Below are 20714 nucleotides of genomic sequence, written 5' to 3' on the forward strand. Positions count from 1 at the left end.
CACGTCCCCGACCGCCCGGGCCACGACCTCCGCTACGCCATCGACGCCTCCAAGCTGCGTGACGAGCTGGGCTGGGAGCCCACCTACGGCGACTTCCGCGCCGGCTTGGCGGCCACCATCGACTGGTACCGGGACAACGAGGCCTGGTGGCGACCACAGAAGCTCGAGACGGAGATGCGCTACCGGCGCCTGGGTCGCTGACGCCCGCCCGCGCCCTAGCGGGACATAGGTGCCGTTTTCGGGGGCCGAATCGGGCACTCATGTCCCGCCAGCGCGCTCGGGGCGGTCCTCAGCGCCCGAGCACCTCGCGGAACAGCTCCCGATACCCCTCGCCCACGGCCTGGACCGAGTAGGAGGCGGCGCGCTCCCGGGCGGCGCCGCCGAGGGCCGCGCGCAGCTCCGCGTCGTCGGCCAGGACCTCGAGGCTGCGGGCCAGCGCGTCCACGTCGCCCTCGTGCACCAGCACGCCGGAGTGCCCGGTCGCGATGGCCTCGTTGAGCCCGGGCAGATCGGACGCGATCACCGCGCAGCCGGCGCCCATCGCCTCGAGCATCGCCACGGGCAGCCCGTCCTGGTCGCCCGACGCCGCGCGGCGCGAGGGGAACACCGCGACGCCCGCCGCGAGGTAGCGGCCCGCGAGCTCGTCGCGGGGAAGCTGCCCCGCAAACGTCACGGGCAGGCCCGCCGCCAGCGCCTCCAGGCGGGCGCGTTCCGGCCCGTCCCCCACGATCTCGAGCTCGAGGCGTGCCTGCGCGCGGCGCAGGGCCTCGATCAGCACGTCGAACCCCTTCTTCTCCACCAGCCGGCCCACCGCGAGCAGCCGCAGCGGGTGGCGGCGGGAGGCGGGCGACGCCGGTGGGTGCTGGGCGCCCACGGTGGTGAGCCGCGCGCCCATGGGCATGATGCGCGTGCGCGCCGGATCCGCGCCCAGCGCGATCGCGCGGTCCCGCATGTCCGCGTTCATCACCGTGACGGCCGCCGCCTCGCGCACCACCAGGGACTTCTGGGTGCGGGCGATGCCCGAGTTCAACGCATACAGGTCGCCGCCCAGCGTGGTGACCACGATGGGCACGTCTCCCGCGACGCGGCGGGCCACGATCCCCTGCGGGATGATCCAGTGCGCGTGGATCGCGTCGGGACGGAACTCGCGCAGCTGACGGCGCAGCTCTCGCGCCAGCCCGCCCAGCAGGAACGGAACCTGCAGGCCCCGCGACCGCCGAGCGCGGACGTTCTCCAGGATCGCTCCGTCCGCCAGATCCTCCCAGCGCGACGGGAAGTAGCGGTAACGGACCACCTCGACCCCCGCATCGTCCCAGCGCTCGAATGCCGGCGCACCCGGCACCGCGGGCGCCACCACGCGCACCTCGAACTCGCGGCCCAGCTCGCGCGAGAGGTCGGCCACGAAGGCGGGGGTCCCGTCGCCCTCGCGGGCGGGCAGCGTGGACGTCAGCACGAGAACACGGGGGGTGCCCATAGGATGAATCCAAGCGTAAGGACGGTGGCCGGTGAGCACAGTGTATGACGTCGCCGTGGTCGGATCCGGCGGCTTCCTGGGCGGCGCGATCACGCGCGAACTCGGCGCTCGAGGTCACCAGGTGGCCACCTTTACCAGGCAGGATCCGCTGGTCGTGGGCGGTCAGTGGGCGGCGCGCGCGGCCCACGTGAACGCCGTGGTGTGGGCGGCCGGCGCCATCAGCCCCGTGGTCGCCCACGAGCGCCCCGACCTGGTGGACGCGGAGCTTGCGGCCTTCGCTGCGTTCGTCGACGCGGCGGCCGCGCTGCCCGTGGTGCCGCGCATCGTCCTGCTCTCCTCCGGCGGCGCGATCTACGGCCGCCCGGGCTTCCCGGCCTACCGCGAGACGGACGATCCCCACCCGGCCAACGCGTACGGCGCCTTCAAGCTCGAGCAGGAGCGGATCCTGGCGGGCGCCCACGAGACCACCACCGCGGTCCGCATCGCCAACGCGTACGGCCCCGGCCAGCGCGGCGCCCGCGGCCAAGGCGTGCTGGCGATCTGGATGCGCGCCATCCTGGCGGGCCGGCCCATCACCATCCTGGGCACCGGGGAGGTCGAGCGCGACTACGTCTACGTCGGCGACGCGGTCGACGCCATCGCCCGGGTGGTGGAGCGCGCGGATGCGCCGCCGGTTCTCAACGTGGGTTCGGGTCACCCCACGCACCTCAACGACCTGCTGGACCTGGTCGAGTACGTGGTGGGCCACGAGCGCGTGCGCGTCGAGCGCCTTCCCGCGCGGGGCGTCGACCCCGACTCGACCTGGCTCGACGTGAGCCTCGCCCGCGAGTCGCTGGCCTGGATGCCGTCCACCCCCCTCGCGGACGGCATCGCCCGGATGTGGGCGTGGGCGCAGTCCGCATGAGCAAGGCGCTGCGCTGGGGCTTCCTCGCGATCGCGGTGGCGCTGCTCGGTTGGGCCGTGGTCTCCCAGTGGGACGCCGTCTCCGCGTCGCTGCGCGACCTCACATGGGGCGCGATCGTGGGCGCGCTGGCGGCGTGCATCGTCGCCCTGGGCATCAACGCGATGTCGTGGCGCGCGGTGATGCGCGCGATCGGCCTCAAGGCGACCGTGCCGGAGGCCATGCGCGTCTTCCTGCTGTCGCAGATCGGCAAGTACGTGCCGGGCTCCGTGTGGCCCGTGCTCGCCCAGGCGGAGTTCGCGCGCGACCACGGCGTCTCACGGCCGCGGGCCATGACCGGCTCGATCGTCGCGATGGTGGTGGGCGTGGTGACCGCCGCCATCGTGGGCTCGGCCGGGCTGGTGCTCGCGGTCCCCGGGGCGCTCGCGGCCTACTGGTGGGTGCTGGTGGTCGCGGCGGGTCTGGCGACGATGCTGGTGCCGCCCGTGCTCGCGCGGCTGGTGGCGCTCGCGTTCCGGCTGACGCGCCGCACCGAGGAGCCCGCTCGCATCGGCGCCGGCCCGCTGCTGGCCTCGGCGGCGTGGTCCGTGCTCATGTGGGCGGTGCTGGGTCTGCACGCGTGGCTGCTGCTCCGCGAGCTCGCCCCCGGCTCCGACCTGCTGCTCGCGACGGGTGCGTTCGCCTTCGCGTGGCTGGTGGGCTTCCTGGTGGTGATCGCCCCGGCCGGCGCCGGCGCGCGTGAGGCGGCGCTGGTGCTCGCGCTGGGCTCCGTCGCGACGCCCGCACAGGCGTTGAGCCTCGCCCTGGTGAGCCGCTTCCTCATGACCGCGGCGGACGTGGCGGGGCTGGGCGCCGGTATCGCTATCGGCGCGCGGCGTCGGGGTCCGGCAGCGACCGCTCGAGCGGCGTCTCCCGAGGCGCCTCCGGAGGCTTGACGGCCGCCGGGGTCTTCACGGGCGGGGAAAGCGGAGAGAGCGGCCCGTACTGCTGCTCCTTGAGCCGCTCCAGCTGGTCCTCCGCGAGGATCCGGTTGGTCTTGGCCAGGTCGGACAGCACGCCGAGCGCGACCGCGAGCAGCGCGCCGGAGATCAGGGCTCCGCCCAGGATGAGCGACTGGATGTGGTTGCCGTCGTCGCCCAGCGCGCGCAGGATCGCGAAGCGCACGAACGGCACCAGACCCAGGACCCCGAACAGGGTCGCGAGGGTCGCGAAGATGCTCCACGGCCGGAACATGATGTACGAGCGCAGGATCGCCTGGCCCGACTTGAGCATGTGCTCGAACATGTTCGAGAACAGGCGCGACTCGCGGGTCTTGGGGTTGGTGTCCACCGGGACGGAGACGATCGCCAGGCGCTTGTCCCCCGCCTGGATGATGGTCTCCATGGTGTAGCTGAACTGCGTGACGATGTTGAGGCGGTACAGCGCGTACCGCGAGTACGCGCGGAATCCGGACGCGGCGTCGGGAAGCCGGGTTCCCGCGGCCTGGTTCACCACCCACGACCCGAACCGCTGCATCGCCTTCTTGAACGGCGAGAAGTGCTCGATGGTGTGGGTCTGCCGGTCGCCGATGACGATCTCCGCCTCCCCCGCCAGGATGGGAGCCACGAGGTCGCCGATGCGGTGCTGCGGGTACTGGTTGTCGCCGTCGGTGTTGACCACCACATCGGCGCCGTGACGGAGCGCGTAGTCGACGCCGTCGCGGAACGATCGCGCCAGCCCCATGGTGCGGGCGTGGCGGATCACGGTCGCGCCATGCGCGCGTGCCACCTCGGCGGTGCGGTCGGTCGAGCCGTCGTCGATCACCAGCAGCTCGATCCGGTCCACGCCCTCGATCGAGGCGGGCATCGACTGGAGCACGAGCGGCAGCGTCGCCTCCTCGTTGAGGCACGGGACCTGGATGACCACCTTCACGCGCTCAGGTTAGCGGTGGACGCGCCGTGGCACCGCCGCGTGCGCGGACCTTACGCTGGCGGGCATGGACGATGCACAGGCGGGGTTCTACGGCGCGCTCGCCTCCTGGTGGCCGCTGATCTCGCCCGTGGAGGACTATGCGGAGGAGGCCGAGTACATCGCCGGCCTGCTCGCGGGCGCCGCCGGCGCCGCGCGGCCGGCGGTGCTCGAGCTCGGTAGCGGCGGCGGTCATTTGGCCCATCATCTGGTGGACCACTTCGACCTGACGCTCGTGGACCTGTCCGACGAGATGCTGGCGGGGTCGAGGGCGCTGAATCCCGGAGTCCCCCACACGCGCGGCGACATGAGGACGGTGCGGCTGGGGCGCTCGTTCGACGCGGTGCTGATCCACGATGCGATCGAGTACATGACCACGGAGGTGGATCTGGCCGCCGCGCTCGCGACCGCGCGGGAGCACCTGCGCCGGGGAGGGCGCGTGGTGCTGGTGCCCGACGACACGGCGGACACGTATGAGCCGGGGACGGGCGTGAGCGGCGCGGATGCTCCCGACGGGCGCGGCGCCCGGCTGTTGGAATGGACGTGGGATCCGGACCCGCGAGACACCTGGGTGACCACGGAGTACGTGTTCGCGCTGAGGGGTGCCGACGGCGCGGTCACCACCGCGCGGGAGACACACCGCCACGGCCTGTTCCCCGAGGAAACGTGGCTGCGGTTGCTGGGCGAGGCGGGGTTCGCCGCGCGTCGCGTGTGGGAGACGACCGCCGAGGAGCGGAGGCCACGCGCCGTGTTCGTGGGCGAGGCGTCCGGGTAGCGGAGGCGCGCCGCTGCATCTCGACGCGCGTGGACCGTGCCCCGGCCCCGTCGTGGTTCCTGCCGTGTCCGCTTCGCCACACACGTGCGCCGCAGGCTGAGGCATGCGCAAGAATGGGCCGGTGACCTCCTTTCACGACCGCCACATCGGCCCCGACGAGGGTGCCGTCGAGACGATGCTCGCTGCCGTGGGGCAGCCGTCGCTCGCCGCGCTCGTCGATGCTGCCGTGCCCGCCTCGATCCGTCAGGACGACGTCCTGGTGCTGCCGCCGCCGAAGACCGAGCATGAGACGCTCGCGGCGCTGCAGCGCCTCTCGGGACGCAACAAGGTCCAGGTGTCGATGATCGGCCAGGGGTACCACGACACCATCACCCCCATGGTGATCCGCCGCAACGTTCTCGAGAATCCCGCCTGGTACACCGCCTACACGCCGTACCAGGCCGAGATCTCGCAGGGCCGGCTCGAGGCCATGCTCAACTTCCAGACCATGGTCGCGGACCTTACGGCGCTGCCCGTCGCGGGGGCCTCGCTGCTCGACGAGGCGACCGCGGTGGCGGAGGCCATGCTGCTCATGCGCCGTGCGGTGCGCGGCAAGGACGGCGGGCGCATCGTGCTCGACGCGGAGTGCCTGCCTCAGACCGTCGCGGTGGTGGCCGCCCAGGCGGAGGCCATCGGCCTGCCGATCGAGGTCGCGGTCCTGGACGATGCGTGGGAGGCTCCGGACGATCTGGTGGGCCTGGTGATCCAGCAGCCCGGGGACAGCGGCCTCGTGCGCGACATCACGGCGCTCATCGACCTCGCCCACGAGGTGGGCGGCCTGGTGACGGTCGCCGCCGACATCCTGTCGCTGTGCGTCATCAAGGCGCCGGGCGAACTGGGCGCGGACATCGCCGTGGGCTCGGCGCAGCGCTTCGGCGTGCCGCTGTTCTTCGGCGGCCCCCACGCCGCGTACATGGCGGTGCGGGAGGGCCTCGAGCGCCAGCTCCCGGGCCGCCTCGTGGGTGTTTCGATCGACGCGGACGGCGATCGGGCCTACCGCCTGGCCCTCCAGACGCGCGAGCAGCACATCCGCCGCGACAAGGCCACGTCCAACATCTGCACCGCTCAGGCGCTGCTGGCGATCATCGCCGGCTTCTACGCCGTCTATCACGGCCCCGACGGCCTGCGCGATATCGCGCTGGGCGTCCACCGCATGGCCTCGACGCTGGCGGACGCGCTGCGGGCGCGCGGCGTGCGCATCCGCCACGAGCACTTCTTCGACACCGTGGTGCTCGAGGTGCCCCGTGGCGCCGATTCGGTGGTCGCCCGAGCCGCCGCGAAGGGCATCAACGTGCGCCGCCTCGACGCGGACTCCGTCGCGATCGCCTGCGACGAGGTCACCACCCCCGCGATCCTCACGAATGTGGTCGCGGCCGTGCTCGACCGCGACCTCGAGCGACCGGTGTACGCCGGCCCCACGGTGACCATCCCCATCGGCCTGCGTCGCAGCTCCGACTACCTCACGCACCCGATCTTCCACGCCCACCGGTCCGAGACGTCGATCATGCGCTACATGCGCCGCCTCGCGGACCGCGACCTCGCGCTGGATCGCACCATGATCCCGCTGGGCTCCTGCACCATGAAGCTCAATTCGGCGGTCGAGATGGCGCCCGTGAGCTGGCCCGGCTTCGCCGCGATCCACCCGTTCGCGCCCCACGATCAGACGGCCGGATACCGCGAGATGATCGCGCAGCTCGAGGGCTGGCTCGCGGACATCACCGGCTACGCGGCGGTGTCCGTCCAGCCCAACGCCGGCTCCCGTGGCGAATACGCGGGACTGCTCGCGATCCGCCAGTACCACCGCGCCCAGGGCGAGGGCGAGCGCGACGTCTGCCTGATCCCCGCATCGGCCCACGGCACCAACGCCGCCTCCGCGGTGCTCGCCGGCATGCGCGTGGTGGTGGTCGCCACGGCCGCCGACGGCGAGGTGGACCTCGTGGACCTGCGCGCCAAGCTCGCGGCGCACGACGGCCGGGTGGGCTGCATCATGATCACGTATCCGTCGACGCACGGCGTCTACGAGGAGCACGTGGGCGAGGTGTGCGCCGCCGTCCACGAGGCGGGCGGTCAGGTCTACATCGACGGCGCCAACCTCAACGCCCTGGTGGGGCTGGCCAAGCCCGGCCACTTCGGCGGCGACGTGTCCCACCTCAATCTCCACAAGACGTTCTGCATCCCTCACGGGGGCGGCGGACCCGGCGTGGGTCCCGTCGCGGTCGCGGAGCACCTGGTGCCGTTCCTGCCGCGGTCGCTCGCCGCGGTCCAGACTCCCGGCGAACTCGCCCGGGAGGGCGCGCCCGTCTCCGCGGCCCCCTACGGCTCGGCCGGCATCCTCGCCATCTCGTGGGCGTACATCGCGCTCATGGGACACGAGGGCCTGCGCCGCGCGACCGAGACCGCGGTGCTGGCCGCCAACTATGTGGCCGCGCGCCTCGATGAGCACTTCCCCGTGCTCTACAAGGGCCCGGGCGGCCTGGTGGCCCACGAGTGCGTCCTGGACGTCCGGCCGCTCACCAAGGCGACGGGCGTGACCGCGGAGGACGTCGCCAAGCGGCTCATCGACTTCGGGATCCACGCGCCCACCATGTCCTTCCCGGTGGCCGGCACCCTCATGGTCGAGCCCACGGAGTCCGAGGACCTGGCGGAGATCGACCGTTTCGTCGACGCCATGATCGTGATCCGCGAGGAGATCGCGGCCGTCGAGCGCGGCGAGCTCGCCGCCGAGCAGTCGCCGCTGCGCCACGCTCCCCACACCGCCTCCATGGTGGTGTCCGACACGTGGGAGCAGGCGTATCCGCGCGAGCAGGCGGCGTTCCCCGTGCCGGGGCTCCGGGTCGACAAGTACTGGTCCCCCGTCCGCCGGATCGACAACGCGCACGGCGACCGCAACCTGGTGTGCGCGTGCCCGCCGCTCGAGGAGTACGAGGGCTGACGCGCGGCGTCACGGCACCCTCGCCGGACCGGCCGCGCGAGCCGCTGGCGAGGCCCTGACCGTGGTTACCCTGAGGCCATGACCCCGTCGACCCCGACCCGCCCCCGCGCGGGACGCTGAGGGCCATGCCGCGGGCGCAGCCTCTCCAGCCTCCGGTGATGCCGGGATACTCGTACGTGCGCCCGCTGGGTCAGGGCGGGTTCGCGGACGTGTTCCTGTTCCAGCAGGACATGCCCCGCCGCCAGGTCGCGGTCAAGGTGCTGCACGCCAAGGTGCGGGACGATGCGGTGCGCTCCTTGGCGGTCGAGGCGGACGTGATGGCGGCGCTGAGCGCCCATCCGTCGATCCTCACGCTGCACGAGGCCTCGGTCTCCGGCGACGGGCGGCCGTACATGGTCGCCGAATACTGTCCCGGCTCGCTGGCGAACCGCTACCGCGCGGAGCAGATCCCCGTCGCCGAGGTGCTGACCGTGGGAATCCAGATCGCCTCGGCGGTCGAGGCGGCGCACCGGATCGGCATGCTGCATCGCGACATCAAGCCGTCGAACATCCTCGTCACCGCGTTCGGGCATCCCGTGCTGGCCGACTTCGGCGTCGCGACCGCCGTGATGGCGGGCGACGCGGACGAGGTGGCGATGAGCCCGCCGTGGAGCGCGCCCGAGGTGGTGGACCGGATGAGCTCGGGCACCGTCGCCTCCGACGTGTGGTCGCTTGCGGCCACGGTGTACACGCTGCTCGCCCAGCGCAGCCCCTTCGACGATCCCGATCGCAGGCTCGACACCGACGAGCTGAAGGCGCGCGTGCTCAAGGCTCGCTACCGCCCCACCGGCCGGTTCGACGTTCCGCCGTCCCTCGAGGCCGCGCTCGCGGGCGGGCTGCGGCGCGACCCCGGGGACAGGTACACGAGCGCGCTCGCCTTCGGGCAGGCGCTGCAGGCCGTCCAGCGCGACATGGGTGATCCCGTCACGCCGTTGGAGGTGCCCTCCGACGCGTGGGCGAGCACGTCCCGGGTGGTGGTGGACGATGCGCCGCGCGGCCCCGTGCGCTCGCACGTGCCCGTGGAGCCCCGCCGGCGGGCCACGTCCACGGCGACGCTCGCTCATCCGCCCCGCGCCACCGGTCGCACCCTCACCGCGTGGGTGGTGGGGGCGGCCGTGGCGGCGGTCCTCACCACGGTCCTGGTCATGACCCTGGCCGGCGGCGGGTGACGGACGTCGGGCGAGCCACCGCGGCACGGCGCCGCCGGGCGGGACGCATCGTCACGGGCGTGCTGCTGGCGGCGGTCGCCGTGGGAGTCGTGGTGGCGCCCGGGGTGGACGAGCGCGAGGCGGATACGGTGGACCCCTCGGTGTGGGCGCTGCAGACCGGATCCGGTCAGCGCTTCGCGCGCGTCAACACCGCGATCGCCGAGGTCGACACCGTCAAGGCCGTCGACTCGCCGTCCGAGATCGTCCAGTATCGCGATCGCCTGCTGGTGCTCTCCGCCAGCTACACCTCCGTGACAGCGCTGGACTCCGGGCGCCCCACCGATGTCGCCGCCGGCGGGGCCGGCTCGACGGCCACACCGGCCGGCACCACCGCCGTCGCGGCGGCGGGGGACGTGGTCGCCTACCTCGCCGACGACGGCGACGTCCTGGTGGGTCGCATCTCCGACGGCACGGCGACGTCCCCGCGGGAGGTCACGCTCGACTCCGGTACGGGGCTCCGCGCGCTCGCGGTGACCGTGACCGCCGCCGGCGACGTCGCCGCCTACTCGCCCGCCGCGGGCGGCGTGATCCGCGCATCGGCGGACGGCTCGATCCGGGGCATCGACGAGGTGCCCGGCGGCCCTGCCGAGGGCTCCTTCCAGGTCACGTTCGCCGCAGGGGCGTGGGCGCTGCTCGACGCCGACACGGGTCAGCTGTGGCGCGCGGGGGCGGAGGCGGCGCTGGCCAGCGGCACGGGCGCCGATGCGCGCCTCCAGCGGCCCACGTCGGACGGCGCGGTGCGGATCGCCGATGGCGAGGGCCTGGTGATTGCGCCCGCGGACGGCACCACGCCGCGCCGCGAGTTCGGTTCCGGGGTCGCCATCGGGACTCCGGCGGCGCCCGCCGAGCTCGACGGCGTGATGTTTGCGGCGTGGCTGCCCGCCGGCGAGGGACAGGGCACGCTGTGGAGCTCCACCGGGCCCACGGTCTCCCTGGACTACGCGGGTCAGGCATTGGGCCAGCGGCGGGAGCCCGTGCTGCGCGGCAACGGGTCGCGGATGGTGCTGAACGAGGCGCGCAGCGGCTGGGTATGGGACGTCCCCGGAGGAGAGCTGGTGCGGTCCTCGCAGGATTGGGTCCCCGAGGATCAAACGGCGTCCGAGGCCGAGCAGGACGAGGTCGCCACCGAGGTGCGGGAGCCGCGGCCACCGGTGGCCGAGGCCGATGCGTTCGGCGTGCGCGCCGGCCGGCAGGTGCGGCTTCCGGTGCTGCTCAACGATCACGACGCGAACGGCGACCTCCTGACGATCGACCCCGCCTCGCTCACGGCACCCGATCCCGCGTTCGCGGACGTCGGGATCGGCGACGACGGCCAGTCCCTGGTGGCCACCGTGCGCCCCGGCGCCACCGGTACCGCGACGCTCGGTTACGCGGTCACCGACGGCACGGCGCTGGGCGGGCTGAGATCCGACGTCGCGACCGTGACGCTGACGGTCTCCGAGGGCGACGCCTCGCCCGAGTGGTGCGGCGTCGAGGGATGCGTGGTCGAGTGGCCCGCGCCGCAGATCCGGCCCGGGGGGACGGTCGCGGTGGACGTGCTCGAGGGGTGGGTGGATCCCGACGGTGACCCCCTCTACGTGGTGGGCGCGAACTCGGCCGATCCGGGGGTGTCCGTGGCCGCCTCGCCCGAGGGGACCGTGGTGGTGCGCGACCGCGGAGACTCGCCCTCCATCGCCGTGGACGTGGTGGTGTCCGACTCGACCGGCGCCCGCGCCGAGCGCACGCTCACCGTGGGGGTGGTCGGCTCGCCGCGCCTCAGGGTCGAACCCGTCGCCGTCACCGCGCTGCAGGGCGTGCGCGCGGCCATCGACATCGCCGGCCGCGTCACGGGGGCGGCGGGGGTCCCGGCGGTCACGGAGGCCAGCGTCGACCCGCCGGATGGGGCCAGCGTCGAGGTCGAGCCGGACGGCACCGGGGTGCTGTTCCGGGCCGATGCGCCGGGCACCTATCTGGTCGACGTCACCGTGGTGGACGGCGCGGCTCAGACGCGTGGCCGGGCGCGGGTGACCGTGCTGGCGCCCGAGGACGAGGCCCTCGCGACGGTGCCGCTGACGGCCTTCGTGCGACCCCACGAGGACGTGACCGTCGACGTGCTGGGCGCCGTCACCAACCCCGGCGGGCGCGTGCTGCTGCTCGCTGAGGCATCCGTGGACCCGGAGCCCGGCGCGCGCGTGGCCGCCACCATCGTCGGGCACGGGGCGCTCCGCCTGTCCGGGACCACCGCCGACGGGCAGGCCGGCACGCTCGGGGTGGTCTCCTTCACCGTCACGGACGGCTCGGGCAGGGCGCCGATGACGGTCCGTGGCGAGGTCACCGTGGTGCTGCTCGACGCCGCGGTGCCCGCCCCGCCGCTCGCCGGTGACGACGCGATCACGGTCCGCGCGGGCGGGCAGGTCGACGTGCGTGTGCTCGACAACGACATCGCGGCCGCGGGCTCGGTGGTGGCGCTCGACGCCGGCAGCGTCGCGGCGCCCGCGGACGGCGGCCTCGCGTTCCCGGCAGGACCCGTGCTCCGCTACCTCGCGCCCGAGACGCCGGGGACGTACCGCATCCCATACGCCTCGTACGTGTTGGGCTTTCCCGCGCAGCGCGACACGGCGGCCCTGGTGGTGACGGTGACCTCGGGGGACGACAACGCGCCACCCGCGCCGCGGGACCTCGCCGGCCGCGCCTCGTCCGGCGAGGAGGTCCGGCTTCCGTTCGACGGGGCCGGCCTGGACCCCGACGGCGACTCGGTGTCTCTCGACGCGGTGACCCGCCAGCCGTCCGACGGGGCCGCCCGTATCAGCGCTGACGGCTCGGCGCTGGTCTACAACTCGACGGCGGGCTATGCGGGCCAGGACTCCTTCGAGTTCCAGGTGATCGACGGGCGGGGCCGCACCGCCACCGCGACGGCGCGCATCGGCGTGGTGGGCTCGGACGCGGACCCCGCTCCGGTCACGTACACGGACTTCGTGCAGGTGCAGGCAGCGTCCGGCCGCCGGGTGTTGGTGCAGCCGCTAGCGAACGACCTGGACCTCACGGGCGGCGAGCTCGAGCTCCTCGACGTCCGCCCCGACGCCGCCACCGGCACCGCCGAGCACGCGGCGCTCGCGGCCCTGATGCCCGCGGCGGAGAACACGGCGGACGCGCTCGCCCGGGGCCTCGTGACCTTCGAGGTGCAGGGCGACGTGGGCACGTACTCGTTCCTCTACACCGCGCGGAACTCGACCGGCTCGATCTCCCAGGGCCGCATCGTCCTCAAGGCCGTCCGCGAGACCGTGGTGGACGTGCCCATCGTCGCGGACACCGTCCTCACCCTCGAGACGCGGGACGTGTTCACCACGGGCGTGGACGTCCTCGACGGCACCGTCGCCTGGGCGAGCGGCGACGCGGGCGCGCTCACGGTGTCCCTGTGGGGAGACCCCGCCGACCTCACGCTGGCGGGGTCGCGGATCTCGGGACCGCTCCCCGAGCACACGCGGATCGTGCCGTTCCGTGTCGAGGGGGTCGACTTCGCGGGCGCCACGACGGTCGGATACGGCTTCCTGCGGGTCATCGGCGAGCAGGAGCTGCGGCTCGCGCTGAGGGAGGACGCCCGTCTCGAGGTCGCCGAAGGCGCCGACACCACGGTGAACGTGGCCTCGTTGCTCGCGGCTCCCGAGGGCACGGACATCGAGCTCGACGCAGCGCAGGTGCGCGCGGGCGGCGCTCGCGAGCAGGCCTCCTGCGGCGCCGCCGGCGGCACGCGCGTGCGCTACGACGCCGGCGCCGGGTCGCCGTACTCCGACACGTGTCTCGTCGCGGTGCGGCTGCCCGGTCAGCGCGCGTGGACCGTGCTGCCCATCCCCGTGGACGTGATCCCCACGGACCCGGTGCCGCGGCTGGTTTCCGCGTCGCTCGAGATCGCGCCCGGGGAGTCGGCGACGTTCGAGCTGGGCCGGCTGGTCAGGTGGCCGGCCGGAGCCTCCTCGCGGCCCGTCGACCTCGCCTCGTCGTACACGGGCCAGCTGTTCGTGGTGGCACGCACCGGGACGCGCGTGACGATCACCGCGCGGGACGACGCCGCTCCGGGCCGCACCGAATCCGTCACGGTCTCGCTGCCCGACCACCCGGAGGTGCGACCCAAGGCGCTGGCGCTTGTGGTCGGGCCCGCGCCCGAGGAGCTCCCGAAGGGCGGGAGCGTGGTCCAGCGCTGCTCCCAGGCGTCCGGCGACGGGTGCACCATCACCGTCATCGGGGTCGCGGGTGAGGTCAACCCGCTTCCCGGCACACCGCTCGAGGTGGTGGCCGTCACCGGGGCCGACGCCTGCCCTTCCGTCAAGTTCGCCGTGACCGGAACCCGCGCGGTGCGGGCAACGTGGGCGGACGACGCGCCGGGCGGCGTCTGCGACGCCGTGTTCAGCGTGCGGGACGCGCAGGGCCGCGTGAGCGCGGCGGACCGGTCCGGCAGCATCAGTCTCGACCTGCAGGGCTTCCCGGCGGCCCCGGCGCGTGTGGCGCAGGTGGCGTACGGCGACGGCACCCTGACCCTCGCGGTGGACCCGGGAGCGGCGGCCGGTGCGTATCCGGCGCTCACCGGCTTCGACGTGCTCGCGGGATCCGCCCGGGTCGCCACGTGCACCGCGTCCGGGGTGTGCACGCCGCTCGAAGGCCTGGTCAACGGCGCCAAGGCGACGTACACCGCCTACGCGGTCAACTCGGTGGGCCGCTCGCAGGATGGCGCGAGCGTGACGGCGTGGTCGTATGCGCCGCCCGAGGCGCCGCGCCTCGTCTCCTGGGAGCCCACGGTGACCAGCGGGGACGGGCGCCGAATCGACATGGTGGTGGAGGTGCCGGATCCGTCGACGCGCGAGCTCCGCGTCTCCGCGGGCGAATCCGTCCAGGTGGTCGCCGTGGGAGTGGGAAGTCAGCGCCTCGAGGCCGTGTCGATCGGTTCCAACACTCCGGTCGAGGTCACGTTGACCCCGCTCACCGGCATCGAACTGCCGCCCGTCGAGGGCGCCGCCGCGGCCGGCGCGGCCATCGTCTTCACGGCCAACGGCATCGGCCGGCCCGCCATCGCCGCCACGTCTCACGAGTATGCGGAGGGCGCCTCCACGGCCACCGTGACGGCGACCGTCACCGATGGCGGCGCCGGGTCCACCACCTGGGTGGGAGCGGCGGTGTCCGGTCCGTGCCGGCCCGACACCCCCGCCGTGGGCGGGGCCGCATCGTTCACCGTGCCCGTCACCAAGAACGCGGTCAACACCGTCGCCGTGTGCGCCGAGAGCCGTGCCGAGGGCCGCGTCTACGGGCAGGCGCCCGCGGTCGACGTGGTGTTCGCGGCGTTCTCCGACCCCGGCGCCCCGGTGCTCCAGCGCGGGTACCGCGTCGCCTCCACCTGCGAGGGCACGGGAACCAGCTGCACCACGGCGCTCGAGCGCGAGCCGCAATGGCAGCCGCAACGCGGCATGGAGGTCTGGTACCGCGGTTCGGACGGCTCCGAGTCCGCGAAGTTCACGGACATCCTGGTGGCCGGGCGGGCCGTCGACATCGTGGCGTACCTGTGCGTCGACTTCGGCGGCGGCAACCGATCGTGCTCCGAGCAGACCGCCCCCGTGACGCCCGAGTCCGGCGCCGAGTACCGGCCCACGGTCTCCTTCGCCTCGTGCACCGTCGGCACGGTGCCCGAGCCCACCTTGGGCGGCGTCGCGTCCGACTTCGCGGTGGTGGTGACGATGCTCGACGGCGCCGGCGCACCCACCACGGACGCGGCGCTCATGCGCTCCGCGACCACGGTGGTGACGTTCAAGGGCGCGCTCACCGGCATCGCGCCGTGGTCCTCCCCTGCCGTCGTGTGCGGCGGCGCGCCCGACCCCTCTTCCGACGCGTCGGTGTCACCATGACGGCGCCCGCCACCCGCATCGGCCCTCATTTCCCGCATCGGCCCTCACCCGGGCACCCGGACGAAAGGAGCTCCCGATGGCACTGACGTCGGAGCACACGCAGTGGTTCGAGACCACCTTCGGCAGCCTCGTCGACAACGTCGAGAAGGCGGTGGTGGGCAAGCGGCACGTGGTCGAGCTCGCGTTCACGGCGATGATCGCCGAGGGCCACCTGCTGCTGGAGGACGTGCCCGGCACGGGCAAGACCTCGCTCGCGCGCGCGATGGCGGAGACGGTGCGCGGCACCAACACGCGCATCCAATTCACCCCGGATCTGCTGCCCGGCGACGTCACGGGTGTGACGGTGTTCGATCAGGGCCGGTTCGAGTTCCATCACGGCCCGGTGTTCGCGAACGTGGTGCTCGCCGACGAGATCAACCGCGCGTCACCCAAGACCCAGGCGGCGCTGCTCGAGGTGATGGAGGAGCGGCAGGTGACGGTCGACGGCGTCACCCGCGAGGTGGGGGCGCCGTTCATGGTGGTCGCGACCCAGAACCCGATCGAGCAGGCGGGCACGTACTCGTTGCCGGAGGCTCAGCTGGACCGGTTCCTGATGCGCACGTCCCTGGGCTATCCCGACCACGCGGCGACGATGCGCATCCTGGAGCCGTCCCGCCCCACCAAGGTGAAGGTGCCCGCGATCGCCGAGCTCGACGCGATCTCCACCATGAGCGGCCTCACCCACCAGGTCGAGCAGCACGCGCTGATCTCGGACTACATCGCGCGCATCGTGGGCGCCACCCGCGGGGCCACGCAGGTGCGGCTCGGGGCGTCGATGCGCGGCGCGCTCGCGCTGGCGCGCGCGTGCCGGACGTGGGCGCTCGCCCACGGCCGGTACTACGTGATCCCCGACGACGTGAAGGCGCTGGCGGAGGTGGTGCTCGCTCACCGCCTCATCCTCGATCCGGAGGCGGAGTTCGATGGCGTCACCCAGGGCGCGGTGATCGGTCAGGTCGTGCTCGACACGGCTCCCCCGAGCCAGCGGGACCTCGCGTGAGCGAACGCCCCGACCACACCTCGGCCCGGACGCGCACCGGCGCGACCCGGACGTTCGCGACCCGCACGGAGGTCGCCGATGCGCCTCGCGGGCGCAGGGTCGGGGTGCGGCTGCGCGTGGGGCGGGTGGCCGGCGCGGTGGGCGCGCGGGCAGGCGCTCTGTGGGCGGCGGTGCGCGGCGTGGTCACGCCGGCCGGGTGGGTGATGGCGGTGTGGGCGGTGGCGGGCATCGCGCTCGGCCTCAGCTGGGGGTGGGGCGAGGCGCTGGTGGGCGGCCTCGTGGGCGCGATCCTGTTGGTGGTCGCCGTGCCGTTCCTGCTGGGTGAGGCCCGCTACCGGGTCGAATTCTCCCTCGAGCGCGACGCGGTGGTCGCCGGCGACGAGGCCCAGGGCGAGATCGCCGTCCTCAACGTGGGACGGCGGGCAGCGCTGCCCGGGCGCGTCGAGCTCCCCATCGGCGAGGCGCTGGTCGACTTCCAGGTGCCGCTGCTGAGGGCGGGCGCCGAGCACCGCGAACGCGTGGTGATCCCGCCGCGCCGCCGGGGAATCGTCGAGGTGGGTCCCGCCGCCTCGACGCGCTCGGATCCGCTGCGCCTGCTGCGCCGGCGCCTCGCGTGGGACGACGTCCGGCTGCTCTATGTGCACCCCCGCACCGTCGCGGTCCCCAGCACGTCGCTGGGCTGGGTGAGGGATCTGGAGGGACAGGCGGTCCGGATCCTCACCAGCGAGGACATCTCCTTCCACGCCGTGCGCGAGTACCAGCGCGGCGACGCGCAGCGCCACATCCATTGGAAGTCGACCGCGAAGACCGGCACGCTGATGGTCCGGCAGTTCGAGGAGACCCGCCGGTCCCTGCTGACGCTGGTGCTGGACCTCGACCCTCGCTCCTACGCGACCGAGGAGGAGTTCGAGATGGCCGTCAGCACCATGGCCTCGCTCGGCACTCGGGCGATCCGCGACGGGCGCGAGGTGAATGCGGTCGCCAGCGGCGAGGTGCCCGAGTTCGCGCGCGCCTCGGTGCGATCCCTGCGGTCGTTGCGCGTGGGATCGCCGCGGGCCATGCTCGACGACCTCACCGGCGTCGAGCTCTCGTACGCCGCGATGGACCTGCCGACGGTCACCCGGATGGTGGCGGAGACCGGCGGCGGCACGTCTCTCGCGATCCTCATCACCGGTTCCGCGCTGCCGTGGGAGCGCCTCCGCACGGCGGCGCTGCGATTTCCTCAGGACGTTTCCGTGGGCGCGGTGGTCAGCGACCCCGCGTCCGAGCCCACGATGCGCGCGCTGGGCGGCGTCGAGATGGTCAGCCTGGGCGTGCTGGACGACCTGCGCCAGCTGCTGATGCGGGGAGTCGCCCGCCGATGACCGATGCGCCCGTCCGGAGCCGCCCGCCCGCCCCCAGGGCGGAGGTGCTGCTTGCCGCGTGCCTGTACGCGGTGGTGATGGCGGGCATGGTGTGGGCGACGCTGCGGCCCGTGTTCGTGCCGCCGGGCACTGGCCTCAACCGATTCGGCACCGTGGTCATCGCCGGCATCGGAGTCGGGCTGGTCGCGGGCGTGGTGACCGTGGTCGCACGCCGCGGACCGGTGCTGCTCGCCGCACTCACTGCGGTGGGCTACCTTGCGGCGGCCGTGCTGGTGGCGATCCCGGCGGCGACCGCCGGGGGCTCGGAGGCGGTGCTGCGTGGCCTGGTCGACGCTGCCATGGCCCCGGTGACGGGGTGGAAGGACGTGGTGACGCTGCCGGTGCCGTTGGGCGAGTACGACGCCACGCAGGCGGTGCCGCTCGCGCTGGTCGCCGCGACCACCGCCGCGATCATCTGGGTGGGGACCCGCCCGCGGCGGTGGGGTCTCGCTGCCGCGGTCGGGGGCGGCGCGGTGGTGGTGGCGATCGCCGCCGGTCCCGCGATCCGGACCCAGCTGGGTGGGGTCTCGGGACCCCTGGGCGAGATGGGGCGCGAGACCGTGGTGGGGCTCGTCGCGCTCGCGGCCACTCTGGGGTGGGTGCTGTGGCGCATGGCCCATGAGCGACGCGTGGCGGTGCGGGCCGCGGGGGGCATCCGGGGTGCGCGAGCGCCCGGGCGCAGCCTGGGGCGCGTGACGGTCGCCGTGCTACTCGTCGCCGGCGCAGTCGCCGGCGCCGCGGCGCTCGCGGTGCCGGTCGCCCAGGCGCAGCCGCGCGAGGTGGCGCGCACCGCCGTGGAGCCGCGGCTCGCGATCGACCGTGCGGTCTCCCCGCTCACGTCGTATCGAGCGTTCCTGTCCGACGAGATGTACGACGCCCCGCTGTTCGCCGTGGTCGCCGTGGACGGCGAGTTGGAGCGCATCCGGGTCGCAACCCTGCCGTTCTTCGACGGTCGTTCGTTCACCGCGGTCGCGCCGGCCGGCTACACGCCGCTACGGTTCCAGCGCGTGCCGTCGGCGCTGCCGATCGCCGCGACGGGGACCGTCACGGCCGCGATCACCGTCGACGCGCTCGAGGGTCCGTGGACGCCGCTGCCCGGCGCGCTCGGCGGCGCCACCTTCGGCGGACCCCGGGCGGCCGCGCTCGTCGATGCGTTCTACTATTCGCCCGGCACGGCGTCGGCACTGATCGCAGCCGACGGCGGAATCGCCGCCGGTGACATCATCACGGCCACCGCCGCTGTGGGCCCCGAGACGTCGCTGGCCGCGGCCGGAGCCTCCCCCGGCGCCGCCCCGATCGATGCGGACCTGATCCCCGACTCGTTGCGCGATTGGGTCGAGGCGCAGGACGTGACGCGTGACGGTGCCGGGCTCGCGACGCTGGTGGACCGCCTGCGGTCGCGGGGCTATCTCAGCCATGCGGTGACGCTCGACACCGCGCCGCGCTGGGTCACGGACTTGGGCGACTACGTGTTCGAGCCGTCGATGGCCGGGCACTCTTACGACCGCATCGACCGGCTGTTCACCGCGCTGCTCGAGCGCGAGGCCGACGCCGGGCCGGGCTCTCCCGACGCCGCCCTGGTGGCGGCGGTGGGCGACGACGAGCAGTTCGCCGCCGCCACCGCTCTGCTGGCGGCCGAGCTCGGGTTCCCGGCGCGCGTGGTGGTGGGCGCGCGGATGGCCGTCACCGACGATGCGGGATGGACCCCGGCGCCGTGCGAGCGCGGCGTCTGCCGCGGCCGGAACATGGCGGCGTGGACGGAGGTCCAGACGGCATCGGGCGAGTGGATCCCGGTCGATGTCACGCCGCAGCACCAGTTTCCGGTCACTCCCGCCGTGGCGAACCAGCGTGACCCCGAGCTGCCCAGCGCGACCGACCCGGAGCGCGCGGAGGCGATCGACGCCGTCGCTGCTCTGAAGGGCCGCAGCGGGGGCGCCGAGGTCCCGCCCGTCGCGGCGGTCCCGACGCCGTGGTTCACGGGGTGGGTGCGCGCCGCCGTGCTCGGCGGCGCGCTCGCCCTGCTCCTCGTGGGGCCGGTCGCCGCGATCGTGATCGCGAAGGCGGCACGGCGGGCCCGGCGTCGCCGCGGCACTCCGACGGCCGCCGCCCAAGGCGGCTGGGACGAGTACGTCGACGCAGGGGTAGACGCGGGACACGAGCCGATGCCGGTCGCCACGCGTCTCGAGGTCGCGGCGGCCTTCGGCACCGTCCACGGGGCCCAGTTGGCGGCGCTCGCCGATCGGGCGACGTTCACGGGCGCCGGAGTCGACGACGACGATGCGCGGACGGCGTGGAGGCTTCTCGCGGCGGACCGCGCGGAGCTCCGGGCGGCACGGGGACCGTGGCGTAGGCTCGGCACGCGGCTGTCGACGCGGTCGCTGCTGGGCCGCCGCACGGCCTCGGCTGCCCGGGCGCGTCAACGTGAGGAAGCCGTCGACGAGAGGTGGAGGGCGTTGCCGGCTCGCGTCGGAGCCTCGTCGCTGAGGGGGCGGTCTTGACCGCCGTGAGGGAAGGAGCAGGTCGATGACCGCTGGCGTCGCTACGGAGATCGCAGGGCAGGTGTCGACCATCGCCCCGATGTACTCCGTCGTCGTGGTCCTGGCGTGGTGGGGCGTGGGGATTGTCTGGATGGGCCTCGCGCTCGGCGCCGTCTACTCCAAGGCCGGCGCCCGCCCGGCAAGGGCGTGGATTCCGGTGCTCCGGTACGTCGAGATGGCGCGCGCCACGCAGTCGAACGTGGCTGGCACCGCCACCGCCCGAGGTCTCGCCGCGGCCGGCGTCATCACGTGGCTGGTCGCGGCCCAGGTGGCGGGCGCGTCCGCCGTCGCACTCGGAGGCCTCCTGGTGGCCGTGCTCGCCGGAGGCATCGCCTGGGTGATGTGGATCGTCCAGACCCGCAGGTTCGGGCTCGACCACTCGCTGGCCACCGCCCTTCCACTCCTCGCCGCCGTCGCCCCTGGTATCTGGGCTGCCGTGGTGGGCTGGAGCGGCATGGTCTCGCCACGCACGGAGCTCTCCGGGCCCGTCGCGGTGCGCGGGCCGGAACCCGGCGCCGGCACACCCGCTGCGGCACCGCCCGCTGCCGCGCCCTCG

The 20714-nt window shown here is 73.9% G+C and carries 11 protein-coding genes and 2 pseudogenes; 11 read left to right on the forward strand and 2 right to left on the reverse strand.

Going from position 1 to position 20714, the window contains the following annotated elements; translation table 11 throughout:
- Positions 1-201 (forward strand): annotated as a pseudogene (locus Q0L54_RS04880) (dTDP-glucose 4,6-dehydratase); the annotation flags it as partial.
- 88 nt (positions 202-289) lie between these two features.
- Here the strand turns inward: Q0L54_RS04880 and Q0L54_RS04885 are convergent.
- A complete protein-coding gene (locus Q0L54_RS04885) occupies positions 290-1474 on the reverse strand; it encodes a glycosyltransferase (RefSeq protein ID WP_296665896.1) in 1185 nt (394 codons plus the stop codon).
- Positions 1475-1505: 31 nt separating this feature from the next.
- Between Q0L54_RS04885 and Q0L54_RS04890 the strand changes: the two genes are divergently transcribed.
- Together Q0L54_RS04890 and Q0L54_RS04895 are read left to right on the forward strand one after the other, a co-directional pair.
- Positions 1506-2378, forward strand: a complete 873-nt coding sequence (locus tag Q0L54_RS04890) for an NAD-dependent epimerase/dehydratase family protein (protein ID WP_296665898.1) — start codon at positions 1506-1508, stop codon at positions 2376-2378.
- A complete protein-coding gene (locus Q0L54_RS04895; protein ID WP_296665899.1) occupies positions 2360-3310 on the forward strand; it encodes a lysylphosphatidylglycerol synthase transmembrane domain-containing protein in 951 nt (316 codons plus the stop codon). The genes Q0L54_RS04890 and Q0L54_RS04895 overlap by 19 nt, the downstream gene beginning before the upstream one ends.
- Here Q0L54_RS04895 and Q0L54_RS04900 read toward each other — a convergent pair.
- A complete protein-coding gene (locus Q0L54_RS04900) occupies positions 3237-4286 on the reverse strand; it encodes a glycosyltransferase family 2 protein (RefSeq protein WP_296665901.1) in 1050 nt (349 codons plus the stop codon). The genes Q0L54_RS04895 and Q0L54_RS04900 overlap by 74 nt on opposite strands.
- A gap of 64 nt (positions 4287-4350) precedes the next feature.
- Between Q0L54_RS04900 and Q0L54_RS04905 the strand changes: the two genes are divergently transcribed.
- From Q0L54_RS04905 to Q0L54_RS04940, 8 genes and pseudogenes are all read left to right on the forward strand, one after another.
- Positions 4351-5097, forward strand: a complete 747-nt coding sequence (locus tag Q0L54_RS04905) for a trans-aconitate 2-methyltransferase (RefSeq protein WP_296665902.1) — start codon at positions 4351-4353, stop codon at positions 5095-5097.
- 103 nt (positions 5098-5200) lie between these two features.
- The gene (gene gcvP / locus Q0L54_RS04910; protein ID WP_296665904.1) at positions 5201-8068 is read left to right on the forward strand and encodes an aminomethyl-transferring glycine dehydrogenase; all 2868 of its coding nucleotides are present in this window, start codon (positions 5201-5203) and stop codon (positions 8066-8068) included.
- Positions 8069-8226: 158 nt separating this feature from the next.
- On the forward strand, positions 8227-9276 hold the full coding sequence (locus Q0L54_RS04915; protein WP_296665905.1) for a serine/threonine-protein kinase: 1050 nt from the start codon (positions 8227-8229) through the stop codon (positions 9274-9276).
- Entirely contained in the window at positions 9273-15182 is a 5910-nt protein-coding gene (locus Q0L54_RS04920) for an Ig-like domain-containing protein (protein ID WP_296665906.1), read from the forward strand. The genes Q0L54_RS04915 and Q0L54_RS04920 overlap by 4 nt, the downstream gene beginning before the upstream one ends.
- A gap of 76 nt (positions 15183-15258) precedes the next feature.
- Complete coding sequence (locus Q0L54_RS04925) at positions 15259-16218, forward strand: MoxR family ATPase (RefSeq protein ID WP_296665907.1); 960 nt, start codon at positions 15259-15261, stop codon at positions 16216-16218.
- Positions 16215-17582, forward strand: a complete 1368-nt coding sequence (locus Q0L54_RS04930) for a DUF58 domain-containing protein (RefSeq protein WP_296665908.1) — start codon at positions 16215-16217, stop codon at positions 17580-17582. The genes Q0L54_RS04925 and Q0L54_RS04930 overlap by 4 nt, the downstream gene beginning before the upstream one ends.
- Positions 17579-20119 (forward strand): transglutaminase domain-containing protein, encoded by a 2541-nt coding sequence (locus Q0L54_RS04935; RefSeq protein WP_296665909.1) that lies wholly within the window; start codon positions 17579-17581, stop codon positions 20117-20119. The genes Q0L54_RS04930 and Q0L54_RS04935 overlap by 4 nt, the downstream gene beginning before the upstream one ends.
- A gap of 25 nt (positions 20120-20144) precedes the next feature.
- Positions 20145-20714, forward strand: a pseudogene (locus Q0L54_RS04940) (hypothetical protein); the annotation flags it as partial.

The sequence above is a fragment of the Demequina sp. genome, from assembly GCF_024642165.1.
Lineage (GTDB): Bacteria > Actinomycetota > Actinomycetes > Actinomycetales > Demequinaceae > Demequina.

Coding starts and splice junctions, on each gene's coding strand:
- Q0L54_RS04885 (WP_296665896.1), bottom strand. CDS start 1,474: ATGGGCACCCCCCGTGTTCTCGTGCTGACGTCCACGCTGCCCGCCCGC.
- Q0L54_RS04925 (WP_296665907.1), top strand. CDS start 15,259: ATGGCACTGACGTCGGAGCACACGCAGTGGTTCGAGACCACCTTCGGC.
- gcvP (WP_296665904.1), top strand. CDS start 5,201: ATGCGCAAGAATGGGCCGGTGACCTCCTTTCACGACCGCCACATCGGC.
- Q0L54_RS04935 (WP_296665909.1), top strand. CDS start 17,579: ATGACCGATGCGCCCGTCCGGAGCCGCCCGCCCGCCCCCAGGGCGGAG.
- Q0L54_RS04905 (WP_296665902.1), top strand. CDS start 4,351: ATGGACGATGCACAGGCGGGGTTCTACGGCGCGCTCGCCTCCTGGTGG.
- Q0L54_RS04915 (WP_296665905.1), top strand. CDS start 8,227: ATGCCGGGATACTCGTACGTGCGCCCGCTGGGTCAGGGCGGGTTCGCG.